Genomic DNA, 1,558 nt, shown 5'->3' on the forward strand with positions numbered 1-1,558 from the left:
CGATAACTTCGTATAATGTATGCTATACGAAGTTATTACGCTGCACGTCGACGTGGCGCGGCGCGACGTCCTCGCACTCTTCCGGCTGGTAGAACACGCGCGAGAAGTCGAGGCCCTTCGCCTTCCAGTGCTCGATGCCCTTGCGCGTATCGAGCAGGTCGGCGCGGCCGATCAGGTCGTCGAACTTCGCGACGCCGAGCTGCGCCATGATCTCGCGCACTTCCTCGGCGACGAAGAAGAAGTAGTTCACGACGTGCTCGGGCTGGCCCTTGAACTTCGCACGCAGCACCGGGTCCTGCGTCGCGACGCCGACCGGGCACGTGTTCAGGTGGCACTTGCGCATCATGATGCAGCCCTCGACGACGAGCGGCGCCGTCGCGAAGCCGAATTCGTCCGCGCCGAGCAGCGCGCCGATCACGACGTCGCGGCCCGTCTTCATCTGGCCGTCGGCCTGCACGCGAATGCGGCCGCGCAGGCGGTTCAGCACCAGCGTCTGCTGCGTTTCGGCCAGGCCAAGCTCCCACGGCGTGCCGGCATGCTTGACCGACGACAGCGGCGACGCGCCCGTGCCGCCGTCATGGCCGGCGATCACGACGTGATCGGCCTTCGCCTTCGCGACACCGGCCGCAACCGTGCCCACGCCCACTTCCGACACGAGCTTCACGGAGATGCTCGCGCTCGGGTTCACGTTCTTCAGGTCGTGGATCAGCTGCGCCAGATCCTCGATCGAGTAGATGTCGTGGTGCGGCGGCGGCGAGATCAGGCCGACGCCCGGCACCGAGTAACGCAGCTTGCCGATGTATTCCGACACCTTGTGGCCCGGCAGCTGGCCGCCTTCGCCCGGCTTCGCGCCCTGCGCCATCTTGATCTGGATCTGGTCGGCCGACGCCAGGTACTCGGCGGTGACGCCGAAGCGGCCCGATGCGACCTGCTTGATCTTCGAGCGCAGCGAATCGCCGTCCTTCAGCGGAATGTCGCTGACGATCTCGTCGCCGATCACCGACTTCAGCGTCTCGCCCGCCTTGATCGGAATGCCGCGCAGTTCGTTGCGATAGCGCTTCTGGTCCTCGCCGCCTTCGCCGGTGTTCGACTTGCCGCCGATCCGGTTCATCGCGACCGCGAGCGTCGCGTGCGCTTCGGTGCTGATCGAACCGAGCGACATCGCGCCGGTCGCGAAGCGCTTGACGATCTCCTTCGCCGGCTCGACGTCGTCGATCGGGATCGCCTTGGTCGGCTCGACCTTGAACTCGAACAGGCCGCGGAACGTCATGTGACGCTTGGTCTGGTCGTTGATCAGGTGCGCGTATTCCTTGTACGTCTGGTACGAGTTGCTGCGCGTCGCGTGCTGCAGCTTCGCGATCGAATCCGGCGTCCACATGTGGTCTTCGCCGCGCGTAATAACTTCGTATAGCATACATTATACGAAGTTATACGACTGGATCAGCCCCTGCGTGACGGGGTGCGCGTGCTGGCGGTCGCGGCCGCGTTCGGCGCGCTGCCCATCCCCGCCTCGTTCGAGAACNGCCCGCGCTTCACGCCGATCGCGATCGCCTGGCTG

General features: G+C 65.4%; 2 pseudogenes. Both read right to left on the reverse strand.

What is annotated here, in order from left to right:
* Positions 1–40: 40 nt before the first annotated feature.
* Positions 41–1,408: pseudogene (locus tag JMF90_RS36565) on the reverse strand (FMN-binding glutamate synthase family protein); the annotation flags it as partial.
* Positions 1,409–1,435: 27 nt separating this feature from the next.
* Positions 1,436–1,558, reverse strand: a pseudogene (locus JMF90_RS36570) (alanine:cation symporter family protein); the annotation flags it as partial.

The organism is Burkholderia sp. E168m23, assembly GCF_016586125.1.
GTDB classification, from domain to species: domain Bacteria; phylum Pseudomonadota; class Gammaproteobacteria; order Burkholderiales; family Burkholderiaceae; genus Burkholderia; species Burkholderia orbicola.